This is a genomic window from Kitasatospora sp. NPDC059571 (genome assembly GCF_042735675.1).
In the GTDB taxonomy this organism is placed as follows: domain Bacteria; phylum Actinomycetota; class Actinomycetes; order Streptomycetales; family Streptomycetaceae; genus Kitasatospora.
Genome location: NZ_JBHWBW010000123.1, coordinates 1 through 18492, shown reverse-complemented (window position 1 = coordinate 18492; position 18492 = coordinate 1). Strand labels below are relative to the sequence as shown.

Below are 18492 nucleotides of genomic sequence, written 5' to 3'. Positions count from 1 at the left end.
GCCCCGGACCGTTCGCGGTCCGGGGCCCCGACGGCGTTCGGCACCTCAAGGCGTGCGCAGCGCCGGGACCTGGATCGGCAGGCCGGCCAGCAGGGCCTTCACGGCGGCGACGAGTTCGTCGACCTTCTGTTGGAGGGCGGCCGGATCGGGCGTCCCGGACGGCGGGGCGGCGAGTGCGACGACGCCGTCCAGCAGGCCGAGGACGCCGTCGAGCAGACCGGAGACGGCCGGGACGGGGGGGCTCGGCACGGACGGCAGGGCGGGGACGCCCGGCAGGCTCGGCGTGCTGGGCACCGCCGGGGCGGACGGATCGGGGACGGTGGGGGCGGCGGCCGGGCGCGGGGGTGCGGCGACCGCGGGACGGGATAGGCGCAGGAGCACCGCGTCGGGGTCGACGGCGGATGCGGGGGCGGCGGTTGCCAGGGTGACCGCGGGAATGGCCAGGGCTGCGGTCAGCGCGGCGGCCGTCCAGGTGGGACGCATGGTGGAGCTTTCCTCTCAACTGACGATCAGGCTTTTCGCTTGAACGCCACGTTGAGCCACCCGGTCGGGTGCGGCCACCGGTCGTAGGCCGAACGGTGATCATCCCGTTCGGCGCACCGTCAGCCGACGGTCCGTCGGGCACGGCCGGTGTCCGGCGTACCGCCGGTCGGCCCGCAGCCGGTCGGCCCGCAGCCGTCCGGACCGCCCGCTCGGGCAGGCGGTCAGCCGGCGATCCAGTCCGCGGAGTGCCGGTGGCGCCCGAGTCCGACGGCGTCGAACTCGTCGAACCGGCCGGCGTCCACCGTGGCGCCGAGTCTGCGCAGCACCTGCGAGATCGGGGTGCCGGCGGTGGCGCGCGGCTGCTGGTCGGCGATGTGCAGCGGCCCGAGGTCGAGCCGGCCGTGCAGCCAGACCGCGGCGCGCTGGGTGCCGGCGCCGCCGAAGAAGTCCGCCTCGACGTACGCGATCGGGCCGGCCTGGGACCACGCCTCCAGACGGCGGCCGAGGCTCGCGGGGAAGCGGCTGAATCCCGGTTCGGTGCGGTCCCCGGGCACGTCCAGGACGGCGTGCAGGCGGTCGGTCACCGGGATCAGCGCCAGCCCCTGAGCCAGCCGCGCGACCCGCGCGGCCGGGACTTCGGCCGCCACCACGTCGAGCAGCTCGGCGGTGGCGACCAGCGCGTTGAGTTCGTACGACATTCCGTCATTCTGCGCCGATCTCCGCGGCAGGTCAGCCGAACAATCGAACTGACGGTCCATCGCCACCGCCCGACCGGCGGGATCCCGCAGACTGGTGCCGTGACGACCCACCACCGGCCGACCGCCGACGAACTGGCCGCCGCGCACGGCGGCACCATCCCCGACATCACCGGGCCGGATCTGCGGGTGCTGTTCTGCGGCATCAACCCGGGCCTGTGGTCGGGGGCGACCGGCTGGCACTTCGCCCGGCCGGGCAACCGGTTCTGGCCCGCGCTGCACCGCTCCGGCTTCACCCCCCGGCAGCTGCACCCCTCCGAGCAGGGCGAGCTGCCAGCGCTGGGCCTGGGCATCACCAACGTGGTCGCGCGCACCACGGCCCGGGCCGACGAGCTGACCGCCGAGGAGTACCGCGAGGGCGGGGCGGCGCTGCGGGCCCGGGTCGAACGGCTGCGGCCGCGGGCCCTGGCGGTGCTCGGGATCGGCGCGTACCGGGCCGCGTTCGGGCGCCCGCGCGCCGCGGTGGGCCGCCAGCCCGAGCCGATCGGCACGACCGCGGTCTGGGTGCTGCCCAATCCCAGCGGGCTGAACGCGCACTACTCGCTGGACGCGATCGCGGCCGAGTTCCGCGCCCTGCGCGAGGCGGTGGCGGACTCCGGGCCCTCCGACGCGAGGCCCTCCGACCCGGAACCCGCCGTCGGGGAGCCCGCCACCGGGGAGCCGTCCTCCTGAGCGGATCCGACAGGCCGTCGGTTCAGGGCCCGACCGGGGCCGCCTGGCCGCCGGTGACGCCGAGCAGCTCCTGGTAGGTCAGCGGGAACACCGTGTGCGGGTGCCCGGCGGCGGCCCAGAGCACGGGGTGGTCGGCGAGTGCGGTGTCGACCACCGTCCGCACCGGCGCGGGGTGGCCGACCGGCGCCACCCCGCCGATCGCCTGGCCGGTGGCGGCCCGGACCTGGGCGGCCGATGCCCGCTCGATCGGGCCCGTCCCCAGATGCGCGGCCAGGTGGTCGGTGTCCACCCGGTGCGCACCGCTGGTCATCACCAGCAGCGGCGCGCCGTCGCAGACGAAGACCAGGCTGTTGGCGATCGCGCCGACCTCGCAGCCGAGGGCCGCGGCGGCCTCGGCCGCCGTCCGTGCCGAGTCGGGCAGCACCCGGATGGCCGCGGCCACGCCGGCCGCGGCGAGCGCCTCGGCGACCGGGCGGCTGCGGGCGGGCAGTTCGGCGGGCGGCATCCCGTCGGCGGCGGGCGGGCTGGATGGGACGGCGGTCATCGCTCTCCTCCGGGCGGTACGGCGGAGTCCCAGCCTGCTGCCCGCACCCGCGGTACGTCCAGCACCGCCGGCGCGGCGTCCGGAGGTCCCGCCCGCGCGGTGCCCGGGCGCGTGCGGCGCCCCCCCCCCCCCGGGGGGGCGGGGGGGGCGGGGGGGGGGGGGGGCGCGCCCGCGGCGGGGCGGGTGTGCTCAGCGTCCGCCGAAGCCGTCGTCGGACTGGACGACCTCGCGGCCAAGCGGCATCAGCGAGATCGGGATCATCTTCAGGTTCGCCCAGCCGAACGGGATTCCGATGATCGAGATGAACAGCGGGATGCTGGTCGCCAGGTGCGCGAGGGCCAGCCACCACCCCGCGAACACCAGCCAGATCACGTTGCCGATGCAGGATGCCGCCCCGGCGTCGGGCTTCTCGACCGTCGTCCGGCCGAACGGCCAGAGCATGAAGCCGGCCAGCCGGAACGCGGCGATCCCGAACGGGATGGTGATGATCAGCACGAAGCAGATGATCCCGGCGATCGCGTAGCCGATCGCCATCCAGAGCCCGCAGAAGATCAGCCAGATGACGTTGAGGATCAGGTTGATCACCTTCATGCTCCCAGCCTCCCATGCGGGACGGGGCGCGCAACCGGTCCTCGCCCCCATCCCCGGGGTCGGGCGCCGCCCGGCGGCCTCAGCACGGCACGGGGGCGGGCGCCGCGGCGTCGAGCAGCCGGCGGCCGTCCCGCCGGACGACCGCCCAGGCGGTGCAGGAGGCCGCGGCCCGGTCGCCGGCGAGGGAGAGCCGCAGGACGCCGTCCGCCGTGGTGACGGTGACCGCCCCGGGCGGCAGGTCGCCGAGCCGGGCGAGGAAGCCTGCGGCGTAGCCGGGGCCGGCGCCCTCGGGGGTGAAGAGCCGCTGCAGGGCCGGTGCGTCACCGGCGGTGACGGCCGTCCGCACGGCGGCCGCCAGGGCGTCCGGGTCGGCCGCACCGGGCTCGGGGGCGGCGGCGATCGACGCGACGATCCAGGCCAGCCAGGCCGCCGGCAGCAGTGCCGCGGCGGCGGTCACGGCCCCTCGGCGGCCCGGTCGCGGGGCGGGGCGGGCCGGGGTGCGAGGACCGGCGCGGCGGGCTGCGGTGCGGGCGGCCGGCGGCCTGGCCGGGGGTGCCATCGGGGGGCCTCCTGGGGCGGACACGCGGGGCGGCGAACAGTTGACTTTACCAATTCATTACCATGTGCGGACAGCCCTTCCGTGTGCGACGAGAGGACAACAGCCGTGGCGATCCCGCGAGTCCGGACGACGAACCTGCCCGGAGTGGGCGTCCAGTACGACCTGACGACCCGAGAACACCGGCATCTCTCGGTCATCGCCCACCGCGACGGCTCGCGCAGCCTCAACGTGTACCGCAGCGACGACCCCGATGCCTGCGCCTACGCGCTGCACCTCACCGGCGAGGAGTCCGCCGCCCTGACCGACGCCCTGACGCCCGCTCACCACAGCCCGGGCGTCCTGCACACCACCGACCTCGGGCTGGTCGCCGAGCGGATCCCGGTGGGCGGCTCCTCGCACTGGAACGGCAGGCTGCTGGGCGACACCCGGATGCGGACGGCCACCGGCGCGTCCGTCGTCGCGGTGCTGCGCCGGACCGGCGCCGTACCCTCCCCCGCCCCGGACTTCCGGCTGGCCGGCGGAGACACGCTGATCGTCATCGGTACCCGCGAGGGCGTCGACGCCGCCGCCGCGATCCTGGGAAGGGAGTGATCGGATGCACACCGCCTCGGTCTTCATCGAGCTCGGCTCGGTCGTCCTGGTGCTGGGCCTGCTCGGCCGGATAGCCGGCCGGTACGGGCTCTCGCCGATCCCGCTCTACCTGATCGGCGGCGTCGCGTTCGGCCGGGGCGGCCTGCTGCCGCTCAGCGCCAGCGCGGAGTTCGTCGCCACCGGCGCCGAGATCGGCGTCGTCCTGCTGCTGCTGATGCTGGGTCTGGAGTACACCGCCGCCGACCTGGTGACCAATCTGAAGGCCCAGTACCCGGCGGGCGCGGTGGACTTCGTCTGCAACGCGCTGCCCGGTGCCGCCATGGGACTGCTGCTCGGCTGGGGGCCGGTGGCCGCCGTGGTGCTCGCCGGCGTCACCTGGATCTCCTCCTCGGGGGTGATCGCCAAGGTGCTCGGCGACCTCGGCCGGCTCGGCAACCGGGAGACCCCGGTCATCCTCAGCATCCTGGTGCTGGAGGACCTGGCGATGGCGGTCTACCTGCCGATCCTGACCGCGCTGCTGGCCGGCGCGGGGCTGCTGGCCGGCAGCCTCACCCTGGCGATCGCGCTGGCCACGGCGGGCGCGGTGCTGTTCGTCGCGCTCCGCTACGGGCGGCTGATCTCGCGGTTCGTCTCGCACGACGACCCGGAGAAGCTGCTGCTGGTCGTGCTCGGCCTCACCCTGCTGGTGGCCGGGATCGCCCAGCAGCTCCAGGTCTCGGCGGCGGTCGGCGCCTTCCTGGTGGGCATCGCACTGTCCGGGGAGGCCGCGGAGGGCGCGCACACGCTGCTCAGCCCGCTGCGCGACCTGTTCGCCGCGGTCTTCTTCGTCTTCTTCGGGCTCAGCACCGATCCGACCAGCATCCCGCCGGTGCTGCTGCCCGCCCTGGCGCTGGCCGCGGTCACCGCGCTCACCAAGATCGGCACGGGCTGGTGGGCGGCCCGCCGGGCCGGGGTCGGGGCCCGGGGCCGCTGGCGGGCGGGCGGTGCGCTGGTCGCCCGCGGCGAGTTCTCCATCGTGATCGCCGGACTGGCGGTCACCTCGGGGATCGAGCCGGACCTGGGCCCGCTGGCCACCGCGTACGTGCTGATCCTGGTGGTGGTCGGACCGCTCACCGCCCGGTACACCGAGCCGGCGGCGGAACGTTTCGGCAGGCTGCTCCGCAAGGACCGGAGCCCGGCCCGGCAACGGCCCGCGGCAGCCCCGGCCGAGCTGCCGGAGCAGCTCGAACGGGTCGGACCGGCCGGGCCGGTCGACCGGCGGGCGGCGGCCGACAGCCCCTCCTGAACCGGACGCGCCGTCAGCCGTCCGCCGCCCGGCGGCTCTCCGCCGCCCTCGCCTCCAGCACCCCGCGCTCGCGGGTGTTGCGGGTGAGGGCGGCGGCCCGGTCGAACTCGGCGGCCGCCTCCGCGTACCGGCCGAGCCGGGCCAGCAGGTCGCCGCGGACGCTGGGCAGCAGATAGTAGGTGCCGAGCGCGGGCTCGGCGGCGAGTCGGTCGACCAGCACCAGCCCGGTCTCCGGGCCGAAGGCCATGGCCAGCGCGACGGCCCGGTTGAGCTCCACCACCGGTGAGGGGGTCCGCTCGGCGAGCGCCGCGTACAGCGCGGAGATCCGCACCCAGTCGGTCTGCTCCGGGGTGCCGGCCCGGGCGTGGCAGGCCGCGATCGCCGCCTGCACCGTGTACGGGCCGGGCGGGACGCCCAGTTCGGCGGCGCGGGCCTCGGCGCGGTCCAGCGCGGCCAGGCCGCGGTGGATCAGCAGCCGGTCCCAGCGGGTGCGGTCCTGGTCCAGCAGCAGCACCGGCTCGCCGTCCGGCCCCGTCCGGGCGGCCGTCCGGGAGGCCTGGATCTCCAGCAGGGCGATCAGGCCGTGCACCTCGGGCTCGCCCGGCATCAGCCCGGCGAGCACCCGGCCCAGGCGCAGCGCCTCCTCGCAGAGCGCGGGCCGCATCCAGTCGTCGCCCGCGGTGGCGGCGTAGCCCTCGTTGAAGACCAGGTAGACGACCTCGAGGACGGAGGAGAGCCGGGGCGTCAGCTGGTCGCCCTGCGGGACCTCGAAGGGGACGTCCTGCGCGGCGAGGGTGCGCTTGGCGCGCACGATGCGCTGGGCGACGGTCGCTTCGGGGACCAGGAAGGCCCGGGCGATCTCCTCGGTGGAGAGACCGCCGAGCAGGCGCAGGGTGAGCGCGACCCGGGCCTCGGTGGAGAGCACCGGGTGGCAGGCGGTGAAGACCAGGCGGAGCAGGTCGTCCTCGATGTCGTCGGCGAGGACGGCCTGCTCCGGCTGCGGGCCCTGCGGCGGGTCGGTGGCCAGCTCGTGGCCCAGCAGCCGGAGCTTGTCGGCCAGGCGCTCCTCGCGGCGGATCCGGTCGACGGCGCGGTTGCGGGCGACCGCCGTCAGCCAGGCGCCGGGGTTGTCCGGGACGCCGGTGGCGGGCCACTGCTCCAGGGCGGCGACCAGCGCGTCCTGGGCGAGCTCCTCGGCGAGCCCGACGTCGCGGACGAGGCGGGCCAGGCCGGCGATGATGCGCGCCGACTCGATCCGCCAGACCGCCTCGATGGTTCGGTGGGTGTCGATGGCCGTCACAGCACCCCATCACAGCAGGCGCGGGCGGCCGCCCGCCAGAGCGGCGGGCCGTCAGCCGGTGATCGGCTTCTGGTGCTCGTCCCGCCAGGCCTGCTCCTTGGCGGCGTTCTCGGGGCTGAGGATGTCGGCGGGGAAGTCGGAGGCCTCGAAGACCTTCCGCAGCTCCAGGACGGCGCCGTCCTCGAAGGGGGCGCGGCCCGCCCACTCCAGGGCCTCCTCGCGGGAGCTGACGTCGAGCACCCAGTAGCCGGCGATGAGCTCCTTGGTCTCGGTGAACGGCCCGTCGGTGACGGTGGCGCGGCCGCCCTTGAAGGTGAGCCGGGCGCCGTTGGAGCTGGGGTGGAGGCCGTCGGCGGCGAGCATGATGCCGGCCTTGATCAGCTCCTCGTTGTAGCGGCCCATCGCCTCGATGGCCTCCTTGGTCGGCATCACGCCGGCCTCGCTGTCCTCGTTGGCCTTGACGATCAGCATGAATCGCATCGTGGTTCTCCCTGAGTACCGGGTCCGCTGGGTGCGGGCCCTGGGCCGGTCCTTCCGGCTCCCGACTGTGCGTCGAACGGGAACGCCCCGGATCGACAAGGCCGCGGAGATTTTTTCCACTAGGGCTTGCCGGGCTCGACCGCGTTGGTCAAGCGGTCGTACTCGGCGATGTCCGGGTGGTGCAGGTCGAAGGCCGGGGACTCGGAGCGGATGCGCGGCAGGCCGTCGAAGTTGTGGCGGGGCGGCGGGCAGGAGGTCGCCCACTCCAGCGAGCGGCCGTAGCCCCAGGGGTCGTCGACCTCGACCTTCTCGCCGTACTTGGCGGTCTTCCAGACGTTGTAGAGGAACGGCAGGACGGAGAGGCCGAGGACGAAGGAGCCGATGGTGGAGACGGTGTTCAGGGTGGTGAAGCCGTCGGAGGCCAGGTAGTCGGCGTAGCGGCGGGGCATGCCCTCGGCGCCGAGCCAGTGCTGGACGAGGAAGGTGGTGTGGAAGCCGAAGAACAGCGTCCAGAAGCAGATCTTGCCCAGGCGTTCGTCGAGCATCCTGCCGGTCATCTTGGGCCACCAGAAGTGGAAGCCGGCGAACATCGCGAAGACGACGGTGCCGAAGACCACGTAGTGGAAGTGGGCGACGACGAAGTACGAGTCCGAGACCTGGAAGTCGATCGGCGGGGAGGCGAGCAGGACGCCGGTGAGGCCGCCGAAGAGGAAGGTGACCAGGAAGCCGACGCTCCAGAGCATCGGGGTCTCGAAGCTGAGGCTGCCCCGGAACATGGTGCCGATCCAGTTGAAGAACTTGACCCCGGTCGGGACGGCGATGAGCAGGGTCATGAAGGAGAAGAACGGCAGCAGGACCTGGCCGGTGACGAACATGTGGTGGGCCCAGACGGTGACCGAGAGGCCGGTGATGGCGATGGTGGCGGCGACCAGGCCGGAGTAGCCGAAGATCGGCTTGCGGCTGAAGACCGGGATGATCTCGGTGATGATGCCGAAGAACGGCAGCGCGATGATGTAGACCTCGGGGTGGCCGAAGAACCAGAAGAGGTGCTGCCAGAGCATCGCGCCGCCGTTGGCGGGGTCGAAGACGTGGGCGCCGAACTTCCGGTCGGCCTCCAGGGCGAACAGGGTGGCGGCCAGCACGGGGAAGGCGAAGAGCACCAGGATGCTGGTGAAGAGGACGTTCCAGACGAAGATCGGCATCCGGAAGGCCGTCAGGCCGGGCGCGCGCAGGCAGACGATCGTGGTGATGAAGTTGACCGCGCCGAGGATGGTGCCGAAGCCGGAGAAGGCCAGGCCCATGATCCACATGTCGCCGCCGATGCCGGGTGAGTGGACCTCCCCGGAGAGCGGGGTGTAGGCGAACCAGCCGAAGTCGGGGGCGCCGTCCGGGGTGAGGAAGCTGCCCATCACGATCAGCGACCCGAACAGGTAGAACCAGTACGCCAGGGCGTTGAGCCGGGGGAAGGCGACGTCCGGGGCGCCGATCTGCAGCGGCATGATCCAGTTGGTGAAGCCGGCGAAGAGCGGGGTGGCGAACATCAGCAGCATCAGCGTGCCGTGCATGGTGAAGAGCTGGTTGTACTGCTCGTTGGAGACGATCTGGGTGCCGGGCCGGGCCAGCTCCGCGCGCATCACCAGTGCCATCACGCCGGCCACCAGGAAGAAGCCGAAGGCCGTGGTCATGTACAGCGTGCCGATCTGCTTGTGATCGGTGGTGGTGAGCCAGACCACGAGGGCGCGGCCGCGGCGGGGGCGGCGGGCGGCGCCGCGGCGGGGGCGTGCGGGGCGGGACGGGGGCCGGTGCCCGGTGTCCGTCGGAAGAATGGTCACCGGGCCGCTCCCTGTCACCTGGACGGCCGCCGGGCCGCTCAACGGATGATCGGCCTTATGCCTACCAGGCGCGGCTGCGGCTGCCGGGAGGCTCGCCGCCGGGCGCCGCCCGCTCACCCGGGCGGCGGGCGCGGCAGGGCGTGCGCCGCCGGGCCGGGCTCAGTGCCCGGCCATCCGCTCCAGCCGGGAGATCCGCTCGCCCATCGGCGGGTGGGTGGAGAAGAGCTTCGCACCGACCTCACCGGGCCGGAACGGGTTGGCGATCATCATGTGGCTGGCCGTCTGGATCTGGGGCTCCGGCGGCAGCGGCAGCCGCTGGGTGCCCGCCTCCAGCTTGCGCAGGGCGCTGGCCAGGGCCAGCGGGTCGCCGGTGATCCTCGCCCCGTCGGCGTCGGCCTGGTACTCCCGGGAGCGGCTGACCGCCAGCTGGATGAGCGAGGCGGCGATCGGCCCCAGGATCATGATCAGCAGCAGGCCGACCAGGCCGGGGCCCTCGTCGTCGTCGCCGCGGCCGACCGGGATCAGCCAGGCGAAGTTCACCAGGAACATCACCACCGAGGCGAGCGCCCCGGCCACCGAGGAGATCAGGATGTCCCGGTTGTAGACGTGGCTGAGCTCGTGCCCGATGACGCCGCGCAGCTCGCGCTCGTCCAGCAGCTGCATGATGCCGTCGGTGCAGCAGACCGCGGCGTTGCGCGGGTTGCGGCCGGTGGCGAAGGCGTTCGGCGCCGGGGTCGGCGAGATGTACAGCCGCGGCATCGGCTGCCGGGCGGAGGTGGAGAGCTCGCGGACGATCCGGTACAGCTGCGGCGCCTCGATCTCGCTCACCGGCCGGGCCCGCATCGCGCGCAGGGCCAGCTTGTCGCTGTTCCAGTACGCATAGGCGTTGGTGGCCAGGGCGACGACCAGCGCGATCAGCAGGCCGGTGCGGCCGAAGAAGCTGCCGATCAGCAGGATCAGTGCGGACAGGCCGCCGAGAAGAACGGCCGTCCTCAACCCGTTGTGCTGGCGGTGCACGGCTGACCCTCCGTGATGGTGCGGTGGGGACCCGGTGCGGCGTCCCTCGTCGGATCAACGGCAGGATGCCGGTCGTTCGTTCCCCGGCGCATCCGGGCGGGGCCGCCCGGGTGCACCGACCGGTCAGAACAGGCTGCCGCCGACCACCTGGAGGACCAGCTGCGGCGCCACCGACAGCACCACCGCGCCGGAGGCGGTGAGCGCCAGGGCGGCGGCCAGCGGGCCGGGGGTGCGGCGCGCGGCCGGCCTCGGCTCCCCGGCCGGGGCGAACAGCTTCGCCGTCCAGGTCAGGTAGTAGTACAGAGCGATCACCACGTTGGCCGCCATCACCACGGCGAGCCAGCCGAGGCCGGCGTCGACGGCGGCCCCGAAGACCACCACCTTGCCGAACAGGCCGACCACGCCCGGCGGCAGGCCGGCCAGGCAGAGCAGGAAGAACGCCAGGGCCAGCGCGGCCCAGCGGTGGTCGGCGAACAGCCCGCGGTGGTCCTCCAGCCGGCTGCCGCGGGTGCGGGCGACGACCGCGACCGCCCCGAACGCGCCCAGGTTGACCAGGCCGTAGATCAGCGCGTACGCGACGGTGGCGCCGAGCGGCCGGGCCGAGTGCTGGTAGCCGGCGGCGGCGATCGGCACCAGCAGGTACCCGGCCTGGCCGATCGAGGACCAGGCGAGCAGCCGGACGGCGCTGTGCGGGGTGTCGGAGCGCTGGCGCAGCGCGCCGGCGTTGCCGGCCGTCATGGTGAGCGCGGCCAGCACCGCGAGGACGAGGCCCCAGGTGCGGCCGTACGGGTGGAAGGCGATCGAGGTGACCAGGGCGAGGCCGGCCAGGCCGGCCGCCTTGCCGACCACCGAGAGGTAGCCGGCCACCGGCAGCGGCGCGGCGGTGTAGGTGTCCGGCAGCCAGAAGTGGAACGGGACGGCGGCGACCTTGAACGCGAAGCCGACCAGGGTGAGCACCGCGCCGGCCTCGGCGAGCGGCTTGAGCTGGGCGGGGACGTGGGTCAGCCCGTCGGCGACCGCGGTCAGGTGGATCGATCCGGTCGCGGCGTAGACGAAGGAGACGCCGAGCAGCATGACCGCGGTCGCGGTGACCGAGGAGAGGAAGAACTTGAGCGCGCCCTCGGCGCCGCGGCCGTCGCGGCGCAGGGCCACCAGGGCGAAGCCGGGCAGCGAGACGACCTCCAGCGCGATGATCAGCGTCGCGAGGTCGCGGGAGGCGGGCAGCAGGGCGGCGCCGGCGGCGCTGCTGAGCAGCAGGAACCAGTACTCGCCGCCGGGCAGGCGCTCCTCGTCCACGGTGTGCAGCGACAGCAGGACGGCGACCAGGGCGCCGCCGAGGGCGATCAGCTGGAAGGCGAGCGCGAAGTGGTCGGCGACGTAGCTGCAGGCGCCCGTTCCGGCCGCGGTGCGCAGGCAGAAGGTCGCCCGGGCGTCGCCGCGGACCAGCGGGAGGAGCGAGAGGAGCGCGAGCAGCAGGCCCGCGGCCGAGGCCCAGCCCAGCAGCCTCTTCCGGCGGTCGGGCAGGAAGAGGTCGGCCACCAGCACGGCGAGCGCGGCCAGCGCCGCGATCAGCGGCGGGGCGACGGCCGTCCAGTCCACGGACTGGATGAGGCCGCCCGGGTCGGCGACGGCGAGAGGGTTCATGGCGGGCTGCCCCAGGAGAGGAGTTCCGAGCGGGGTGCTGATCACGGCTCAGCCACCCCCGAGGAGGTGCTTGACGGCCGGGTCGGAGAGGCCGAGCAGGAGGGCCGGCCACAGGCCCGCGAGCAGGGTGAGCGCGGCGAGCGGCGTCCAGCTGACGGCCTCGTACGGCCGCAGGTCGGGCACGTCGGCGACCGGGGCGGGCTGCTTCGGGTCGCCCATGCAGACCCGCCGGACGACGACCAGCAGGTAGGCGGCGGTGAGCAGGGTGCCGAGGCCGGCCAGCACCATGTAGGTCAGGAAGGCGGGCCGGGAGAGGAAGGCCGCCGGGTCGAAGGCGCCGAACATGGCGAGCAGCTCGCCCCAGAAGCCGGCCAGGCCGGGCAGGCCGAGGCTGGCGACGGCGGCGAAGGCGAGCAGGGCGCCGATCCGCGGGGTGCGGCCGTACAGCGCCGCACCGGTGGCGCCGGCGAGGGTGTCGAGGTCGGCGGTGCCGTACCGGTCCTTCACCGCGCCGACGAGGAAGAACAGCAGGCCGGTGACCAGGCCGTGGGCGATGTTGGCGAACAGGGCGCCGTTCAGGCCGGCCGGGGTGAGCGAGGCGATGCCGAGCAGCACGAAGCCCATGTGGCCGACCGAGGAGTAGGCGATCAGGCGCTTGAGGTCGCCCTTGGCGCCGGGCCGGGCGAGGGCGAGGCAGACCAGGGAGCCGTAGACGATGCCGACCGCGGCGAACGCGCCCAGGTAGGGGGCGAAGGTCGCGGCGCCGTCCGGGACGATCGGCAGCCAGACCCGGACGAGGCCGTAGGTGCCCATCTTCAGCAGCACGCCGGCGAGCAGCACGGAGCCGGCGGTGGGGGCCGCGGTGTGGGCGTCCGGGAGCCAGCTGTGCAGCGGCCAGGCGGGCGCCTTGACGGCCAGGCCGAGCAGGATCGCGAGGGCCGCGATCAGCTGGGTGGTGTGGCTGAGACCGCTGCCGTGGGCGGCGGCGAGCCGGGTCATGTCGAAGGTGCCGGCCTTGGTGCCGATCAGCAGGAAGCCGAGCAGCATCACGGCGGAGCCGAGCAGGGTGTACAGGATGAAGCGGTTGGCGGCGGGCACCTTCGCGCCGCTCCCCCAGCGGGCGATCATGAAGTACATCGGGATCAGCACGATCTCGAACGCCACGAAGAACAACACCAGGTCGAGCACGGCGAAGGTGGCGAGCATGCCGGTCTCCAGCAGGAGCAGCAGCCCGGTGAAGGCCTGGGCGGACGGCACTCCGTCGCCGGACGGCAGCCGGCGGGTGGAGTACACCGCGCACAGGAAGGTGAGCAGCGCGGTGAGGACCAGCAGCGGCAGCGAGATGCCGTCGACGCCGAGGTGGAGGCGCACGTCGAGGGCGGGGATCCAGCGGACGTCGGTGACGGCCTGCATCCGGCTGGGCCGGTCGTGGTCGAAGCCGGCCGCGAGGACGGCGGTGAGCACCAGGACGGCGCCGGTCACCGCGGTGCCGAAGCGCAGCGCGCGGCGGTCGGCGGTGGCCCGGTCGGGTCCGAACGGGGCGAGGGTGACGGCGGCTCCGGCCAGCGGGAGCAGCAGGAGGGCGATGAGGACCGCGTTCATCGGGGGCTCCCGGTTCGGGCTGCGGCGGAGGTCGTCGGCGAGGGGGGTGTGCTGGTCATGAGCCGACCGCCACCAGGACGGCGAGCAGGACGGCTCCGGCGAGCAGCGCGTTCAGGTAGGCCTGGGCGTTGCCGTTCTGCGCGCGGCGGACCAGCCAGCCGAGGGCGTTGGCGCCGTGGCCGGCGCCGCGGACGTAGCTCTCCACGACCTCGCGGTCGAGGAAGCGGACCAGCCGGGCGGCGGCCTCGGTCGGCCGGACGAACACGGCGCTGTAGAGCCGGTCGACGCCGAAGCCGTGCTGGGCGGGCCGGTACAGCGGGCCGAGCAGCAGCGGGCCGGGGTCGGCGGGCAGCGTCTCGGCGCTCGGCGGGCCGGCCTGCTCGGGCACCCGGCCGGCCGCGGCGGGACGGACGGCCTGCCGGGCGGTGAGGGTGCGCCAGGCGGCGTAGGCGATCACGATGCCCGCCACGGCGAGCCCGGTGCCGATCACGGCGGTGGTGAGCGTGGGGCGCAGCGAGCCGCCGTCCAGCAGGGCGGGCAGCCAGTCGCTGCGCAGGGCGACGACCCCGAAGCCCATGGCGGGGATCGCGAGCACCCACAGCGGCCAGCGCATCGCGGCGGGCTCCGCGGTGGCGGGGTCGGCCTCGTCGATCTCCGGGGAGTACGGGGCGCCGGCGGCGGGCCCGGCCGCAGGAGCGGCGGGCGCGGCGGCGGTCCTGCCGTGGAAGGCGACCAGCCAGAGCCGGGTGGCGTAGAGCGCGGTGAGCAGGGCGGTGAGGCCGGCGGCGATCAGGACGATCCAGCCGGCCGTCTGCGGGACGGCGGACGCGGGGCCGAGGCCGCGGGTGAGCGCCTCGCCGTGGGCGGCGTGCTCGGCGGCGGAGAGGACCGCTTCCTTGGAGAAGAAGCCGGAGAGCGGGGGCAGGCCGACCAGGGCGGCGAGGCCGATGCCCATCGTCCAGTAGGCGTCCGGGACGCGGTGGCGCAGGCCGGGCATGCGGGACATCGCGGAGATCGAGTTGGTGTGCGCGGCGTGGATGACCACGCCGGCGGCGAGGAACAGCAGGGCCTTGAAGACGCCGTGGCTGACCAGGTGGAAGACGGCGGCGTCGCGGTCGCCGGAGGCCAGCGCCCCGGCCATGTAGCCGAGCTGGCCGACGGTGGAGTAGGCGAGCACGCGCTTGAGGTCGTCCTGGGCGAGGGCGCACAGCGCGGAGCCGATCATGGTGATCGCGGCCATGACGGCCAGCACGGTGAGTGCGGCGCCGGAGAGCAGGAAGACCGGCATCAGCCGGGCGACCAGGTAGATGCCGGCGGCGACCATGGTGGCGGCGTGGATGAGCGCGGAGACCGGGGTGGGGCCGGCCATCGCGTCGGGGAGCCAGGTGTGCAGCGGGAACTGTGCGCTCTTGCCGGCGACGCCGGCGAGCAGCAGCAGGGCGATCAGGGTGGGGTGGCCGAGCCGGCCCTGGGCGGCGGCCGCGAGCACGTCGTTGATCCGGAAGCTGTGCGCGTCCGCGCCGAGCAGGAAGAGGCCGAACAGGAACGGCACGTCGCCGAGCTTGGTGACCAGGAAGGCCTTGAGCGAGGCGGAGCGGGCGTCCTCGGTCTCCCAGTGGTGGCCGATCAGGAAGTACGAGCAGATGCCCATGACCTCCCAGCCGACGAGCAGCACGATGAGGTCGCCCGAGTAGACCACCAGGAACATCGCGGCGGTGAAGAGCGAGACCAGCGCGGCGTACGAGGGGTAGCGCGGGTCGTCCTTGAGGTAGGCGGTGGAGTACACCTGCACGCAGGTGGCGACCAGGCCGACCAGGACGGCGATCAGCAGGCTGAAGCCGTCGATGTGCAGGGCGAGCGCGATGTCGGGGCCGCCGGTGGGGGTGAGCCTGGTGGCGGCGTCCAGGGTGCGGCCTGTCCCGAGTTGGAGGGCGACGACCAGCGCGAGCACCGCGGAGGTGGCGACCGGCAGGACGGCCAGCGGGCGGGCGAGCGCGGGGAAGCGCCGTCCGGTGGCGAGGGTGGCGGCCGCGCCGAGCGCGGGCAGGGCGGGGACGAGGACGGGCAGGGCGAGGTTCATGCGGCCTGGCCCCCCGGGGCGGTGACGGCGGTCGGTGCGGCGGTGTCCGGGGCGGCCTCGGACGGGTCGCCGAGGGCGGTGATCCGGTCGACGTCCGCGGTGCCGCGGGTCCGGAAGACCAGCAGCACGATCGCGAGGCCGAGGCCGATCTCGGCGGCGGCGACCGTGATGGTGAACAGGGTGAGCGCCTGCCCGGCGTGCAGCGCGTCGCGCAGCCAGGCGTCGAAGGCGACCAGGTTGAGGTTGACGGCGTTGAGCATCAGCTCGACGGACATCAGCACCAGGACGACGTTGCGCCGGGCGAGCACGCCGTAGACGCCGACGCTGAAGAGCAGCGCGGCGAGGACGGCTGGGTAGACGAGGTGCATCGGCGGTCAGCGCTCCTGCGCGGTCGTGGTGGGGCGGCCGACGGGCTTGCCGGCCCGGACCCGGCCGGCCCGCGGCCCGGGCACCCGGCCCCCGCTGCTGCGGGAGAGCACGATGGCGCCGACCAGCGCGGCCAGCAGCAGCACGGACAGTGCCTCGAAGGGCAGCACCCAGTGGCGGAACAGGAACTCGCCGGTCGCCCGGGTGGAGCCGCCGCCGGCGGTCAGGTCGATCCAGCTGGACCGGAAGCCGTCGGCGACCAGGGTGACCAGGGTGCCGGCGGAGGCCAGGGCGACGGCCAGCGCGGCCCAGCGGTTGCCGGAGTCGGCGTCCGGGGAGCGGCCGATCGGCGCCCGGGTGAGCATCAGGCCGAAGAGCACCAGGACGACCACCGAGCCGAGGTAGATCAGCACCTGGACCCAGGCGATGAACTCGGCGGTGAGCAGCAGGAACTCCACGGCGAGGCCGCCCAGTGCGACGACCAGCCAGAGCGCGGCGTGCACCAGCTGCCGGGTGGTCACCGTCAGCACGGCGGCGCCGAGCACGGCGATGCCGACCAGCAGGAAGACGATCTCCGCCCCGGTGGGCGAGAGGAAGGAGCGGGCGGCGGGCGCGAGCGGGCCGGCCGCGGCCAGCAGGGTGCCGGTCATGCGTCCTCACCGCTCTCGGCGGCGGCCGCGGCCGCCATCTTGTCGGCCGCCTTGCGGGCGGTCGCGATCTCCTTGGGCTCCTCGGCGGCGGGGTCGAGGGCGGGCGGCGCGGGCACCGTCCACATCCACTCGCGCAGCCGGTCCCGCTCGTGGGTGAGCTCCAGGATGTCGGTCTCCGCGTACTCGAACTCCGGCGACCAGAACAGCGCGTCGAACGGGCAGACCTCGATGCAGATGCCGCAGTACATGCAGAGCGAGAAGTCGATCGCGAAGCGGTCGAGCACGTTGCGGGTGCGGGCGCGGGCGTTCGGGTCGGCGGCGGGCAGCGTCTCCTTGTGGGAGTCGATGTAGATGCACCAGTCCGGGCACTCGCGGGCGCAGAGCATGCAGACCGTGCAGTTCTCCTCCAGCAGCGCGATGACGCCGCGGGAGCGCGGCGGCAGCACGGGCTGCACGTCGGGGTACTGCGCGGTGACGCTCTTGCGCGTCATGGTGCGCAGGGTGACGGCGAGGCCCTTGGCCAGGCCGGTACCTGGGATGTTCATCAGGAGATCGCCACCTTGACGATGCCGGTGAGGGCCAGCTGGACGAGCGCGAGCGGGATCAGCACCGTCCACGCGAAGCGCATCAGCTGGTCCTCGCGCAGCCGGGGGTAGGTGACCCGGAGCCAGATCACCACGAAGGCCAGCGCGAAGGTCTTGAGCAGGGTCCACAGCCAGCCGAGCGAGTCGGGCATCGGCCCGTGCCAGCCGCCGAGGAAGAGCACCGTGGTCAGGCCGGAGACCACCAGGATGCCCGCGTACTCCGAGAGCAGGAACAGGGCGAAGCGCAGGCCGGTGTACTCAGTGTACGCGCCGAAGATGATCTCCGAGTCGGCGACCGGCATGTCGAACGGCGGCCGCTGGAGCTCGGCCAGGCCCGCCGTGAAGAAGACGAAGGCGCCGATCGCCTGCCACGGGATCCACCACCAGTGGAAGGCCTCGACGATGCCGGGCAGCGCCACCGTGCCGGCGGCCATCGCCACCGAGGCGGCCGCGAGCAGCATCGGCAGCTCGTACGACATCAGCTGGGCGGCCGTGCGCAGGCCGCCGAGCAGCGAGAACTTGTTGGCCGACGCCCAGCCGGCCATCAGCGAGCCGAGCACGCCGATGCCCATCACGGACAGCACGAAGAAGATGCCGGCGTCGATCGCCTGGCCGACGAAGCCGTTCGGGCCGACCGGGATCACCAGCAGCACGACCAGGTACGGCAGCAGCGCGACCGCGGGTGCCAGCTGGAAGACCCGCCGGTCGGCGCCGGCCGGCACGACGTCCTCCTTCTGCGCGAACTTGACGCCGTCGGCGACCAGCTGCGCCCAGCCGTGGAAGCCGCCCGCGTACATCGGGCCGAGGCGGCCCTGCATGTGGGCCATCACCTTGTGCTCGGTCTGCCCGATGACCAGCGGCAGGACCAGGAAGACCGCCAGGGTGGCGAGGCAGCGCAGCAGCGTGTCGATCAGGTTCACGCGCTGTCTCCGTCCTGGGTGGGGGGTTCGGTGGTCCCGGGCCGCTCGGGGGTCTCGGGCTGCTCCGGTTGCTCCGACTGCTCGGGGGTCTCGGGCCGCTCCGGGACCTGGGGGGTCTCGGCTGGCTCCGCGGGCCCGGTCGCTTCCGCGGGCCCCGGGGCGGGCGGTTGCGGGGTGTCGTGCGCGGGGACGGGCGTGTGCCAGGGCGCGTCCGCGGACTGGGTGCGCGCGGTGCGCCGCGGGCGCTCCTCGGCCGGGGCGGCCGGAGCCTCCGGCGCCGCGGCCCCGGTATCGGCGGCCGGCCGGTCGGTGGCCGGCTGCTCCGGGGTCTGGCTGACCGAGCCGGCGCTCACGCTGCGGGTCCGGCGCGGCCGGTCGGCGCGCACGGGTGCGGCCTCCCCGGCCGGGGCGGCGCCCTCGGCGGCTGCTTCGGCGGCTCCCTCGGCGGTCTGGCTGACCGAGCCCTCGCTGATCGAGCGCGTCCGGCGGGGCCGGTCGGCGCGCACCGCGGCGCCCTCGGCCGCGGCACCGGCCGCG

General features: G+C 74.3%; 19 protein-coding genes and 1 pseudogene. 3 read left to right on the top strand and 17 right to left on the bottom strand.

Translation table 11 applies throughout. The annotated features are described in order from the left end of the window. Nucleotides 1-45: 45 nt before the first annotated feature. Entirely contained in the window at nucleotides 46-483 is a 438-nt protein-coding gene (locus ACFV0G_RS16510; protein ID WP_380547234.1) for a hypothetical protein, read from the bottom strand. Between the two features lie 221 nt (nucleotides 484-704). Further along, complete coding sequence (locus ACFV0G_RS16505) at nucleotides 705-1181, bottom strand: hypothetical protein (protein ID WP_380547232.1); 477 nt, start codon at nucleotides 1179-1181, stop codon at nucleotides 705-707. Nucleotides 1182-1280: 99 nt separating this feature from the next. Here ACFV0G_RS16505 and mug point away from each other — a divergent pair, with 99 nt between their 5' ends. Continuing rightward, nucleotides 1281-1910, top strand: a complete 630-nt coding sequence (gene mug / locus ACFV0G_RS16500) for a G/U mismatch-specific DNA glycosylase (protein ID WP_380547230.1) — start codon at nucleotides 1281-1283, stop codon at nucleotides 1908-1910. 22 nt (nucleotides 1911-1932) lie between these two features. Here mug and ACFV0G_RS16495 read toward each other — a convergent pair whose 3' ends face one another. The 3 genes from ACFV0G_RS16495 to ACFV0G_RS16485 form a co-directional block, all read right to left on the bottom strand. Beyond that, nucleotides 1933-2454 (bottom strand): YbaK/EbsC family protein, encoded by a 522-nt coding sequence (locus ACFV0G_RS16495; protein ID WP_380547228.1) that lies wholly within the window; start codon nucleotides 2452-2454, stop codon nucleotides 1933-1935. A 189-nt stretch (nucleotides 2455-2643) separates the two neighbouring features. Then, nucleotides 2644-3045 (bottom strand): YccF domain-containing protein, encoded by a 402-nt coding sequence (locus ACFV0G_RS16490; RefSeq protein ID WP_380547226.1) that lies wholly within the window; start codon nucleotides 3043-3045, stop codon nucleotides 2644-2646. Between the two features lie 79 nt (nucleotides 3046-3124). After that, the gene (locus tag ACFV0G_RS16485; protein ID WP_380547224.1) at nucleotides 3125-3502 is read right to left on the bottom strand and encodes a hypothetical protein; all 378 of its coding nucleotides are present in this window, start codon (nucleotides 3500-3502) and stop codon (nucleotides 3125-3127) included. A gap of 207 nt (nucleotides 3503-3709) precedes the next feature. Between ACFV0G_RS16485 and ACFV0G_RS16480 the strand changes: the two genes are divergently transcribed. Both ACFV0G_RS16480 and ACFV0G_RS16475 read left to right on the top strand, forming a co-directional pair. After that, nucleotides 3710-4195: a cation:proton antiporter regulatory subunit gene (locus ACFV0G_RS16480; protein WP_380547222.1), complete on the top strand. Its 486-nt coding sequence runs from the start codon at nucleotides 3710-3712 to the stop codon at nucleotides 4193-4195. A 4-nt stretch (nucleotides 4196-4199) separates the two neighbouring features. Next, entirely contained in the window at nucleotides 4200-5480 is a 1281-nt protein-coding gene (locus ACFV0G_RS16475) for a cation:proton antiporter (RefSeq protein ID WP_380547220.1), read from the top strand. A gap of 13 nt (nucleotides 5481-5493) precedes the next feature. Here ACFV0G_RS16475 and ACFV0G_RS16470 read toward each other — a convergent pair whose 3' ends face one another. The 12 genes and pseudogenes from ACFV0G_RS16470 to ACFV0G_RS16415 all read right to left on the bottom strand — a co-directional run. Further along, nucleotides 5494-6771: an RNA polymerase sigma factor gene (locus ACFV0G_RS16470; RefSeq protein WP_380547240.1), complete on the bottom strand. Its 1278-nt coding sequence runs from the start codon at nucleotides 6769-6771 to the stop codon at nucleotides 5494-5496. 60 nt (nucleotides 6772-6831) lie between these two features. Beyond that, nucleotides 6832-7260, bottom strand: coding sequence for a YciI family protein (locus ACFV0G_RS16465; protein WP_380547218.1), 429 nt, complete (start codon nucleotides 7258-7260; stop codon nucleotides 6832-6834). Between the two features lie 119 nt (nucleotides 7261-7379). Further along, nucleotides 7380-9110, bottom strand: coding sequence for a cytochrome c oxidase subunit I (ctaD, locus tag ACFV0G_RS16460; protein WP_380547238.1), 1731 nt, complete (start codon nucleotides 9108-9110; stop codon nucleotides 7380-7382). Nucleotides 9111-9251: 141 nt separating this feature from the next. Further along, nucleotides 9252-10109: a zinc metalloprotease HtpX gene (htpX, locus tag ACFV0G_RS16455; RefSeq protein WP_380547216.1), complete on the bottom strand. Its 858-nt coding sequence runs from the start codon at nucleotides 10107-10109 to the stop codon at nucleotides 9252-9254. A 123-nt stretch (nucleotides 10110-10232) separates the two neighbouring features. Then, nucleotides 10233-11753, bottom strand: a complete 1521-nt coding sequence (locus ACFV0G_RS16450; protein WP_380547214.1) for an NADH-quinone oxidoreductase subunit N — start codon at nucleotides 11751-11753, stop codon at nucleotides 10233-10235. Between the two features lie 48 nt (nucleotides 11754-11801). Further along, nucleotides 11802-13355, bottom strand: coding sequence for a NuoM family protein (locus tag ACFV0G_RS16445; RefSeq protein WP_380547212.1), 1554 nt, complete (start codon nucleotides 13353-13355; stop codon nucleotides 11802-11804). Between the two features lie 55 nt (nucleotides 13356-13410). After that, the gene (locus tag ACFV0G_RS16440) at nucleotides 13411-15435 is read right to left on the bottom strand and encodes an NADH-quinone oxidoreductase subunit L (RefSeq protein WP_380547210.1); all 2025 of its coding nucleotides are present in this window, start codon (nucleotides 15433-15435) and stop codon (nucleotides 13411-13413) included. After that, entirely contained in the window at nucleotides 15432-15803 is a 372-nt protein-coding gene (gene nuoK, locus ACFV0G_RS16435; RefSeq protein WP_380547208.1) for an NADH-quinone oxidoreductase subunit NuoK, read from the bottom strand. The genes ACFV0G_RS16440 and nuoK overlap by 4 nt, the downstream gene beginning before the upstream one ends. A 6-nt stretch (nucleotides 15804-15809) precedes the next feature. After that, nucleotides 15810-16451 (bottom strand): NADH-quinone oxidoreductase subunit J, encoded by a 642-nt coding sequence (locus tag ACFV0G_RS16430; RefSeq protein WP_380547206.1) that lies wholly within the window; start codon nucleotides 16449-16451, stop codon nucleotides 15810-15812. Further along, nucleotides 16448-16996 (bottom strand): NuoI/complex I 23 kDa subunit family protein, encoded by a 549-nt coding sequence (locus ACFV0G_RS16425; protein WP_380547204.1) that lies wholly within the window; start codon nucleotides 16994-16996, stop codon nucleotides 16448-16450. The genes ACFV0G_RS16430 and ACFV0G_RS16425 overlap by 4 nt, the downstream gene beginning before the upstream one ends. Further along, on the bottom strand, nucleotides 16996-17949 hold the full coding sequence (nuoH, locus tag ACFV0G_RS16420; RefSeq protein ID WP_380547236.1) for an NADH-quinone oxidoreductase subunit NuoH: 954 nt from the start codon (nucleotides 17947-17949) through the stop codon (nucleotides 16996-16998). Before nuoH ends, ACFV0G_RS16425 begins: the two co-directional genes overlap by 1 nt. 2 nt (nucleotides 17950-17951) lie before the next feature. Further along, nucleotides 17952-18492: pseudogene (locus tag ACFV0G_RS16415) on the bottom strand (hypothetical protein); the annotation flags it as partial.